The following is a 600-nucleotide window of genomic DNA, read 5'->3' as shown; positions in this document are numbered from 1 at the left end:
TGCGCCAGCCAGAGGGCGGGATCGTCCGCCGGCGCACCGGCGCCGCTTGCGGCGATGGCCGCCAGGGCGGCCTGCCAGCGCACCGTCAACGTCCCGATCGCCGCCGCCAGCGCGGCCCGTTCCGTGGCCACCTGCGCCAACCGCTCGGTGCTGGTATTGGCCAGCGCGCGCTGCGTGGCCCCATGGGCGATCAATTGTTCCAGCGCTTCGCGGCGGCTTGCCACGTCCTGGCGGAAGCGGGCCAGCATGGCGCGCAGCTTGTCATTGCCGTCGCCGTGATAGGGATGCTCCGCGCTGCCGCACACGGGGCAGGGCACGTCGTCCTGCAAGGTGTCGCGCAAGGCTTCCACGCTGTCGCCGCAGGCCGCCTCGGCCACGGCCAGCGCCTGTTCGGCCTGGGCCAGCCCGGCCTTCTGCACGGCGTGCTCGCGCTCCGCATCGAGCAGTTTCGCCTGTGCCTGTGCCAGCGTGTCGCGCAGGCGCGCCGCATCGCCGTCCAGCGCTGCGGTGCGTGCCGTCTGCGCCGCCAGTTCGCTCCACAGCCGTTCGCCGTCCAGCAGGGCCGTGCGGCGCCGTTCCAGCGCGGCGCGGCGCGCTAGA

At 74.2% G+C, this 600-nt stretch carries 1 pseudogene; it reads right to left on the bottom strand.

From position 1 onward, the window contains the following. Positions 1-600, bottom strand: a pseudogene (locus GM672_RS28640) (AAA family ATPase); the annotation flags it as partial.

This window comes from Pseudoduganella buxea, assembly GCF_009720835.1.
In the GTDB taxonomy this organism is placed as follows: Bacteria; Pseudomonadota; Gammaproteobacteria; order Burkholderiales; family Burkholderiaceae_D; genus Rugamonas; species Rugamonas buxea.
This window is presented reverse-complemented; position numbering and strand designations above follow the sequence as displayed.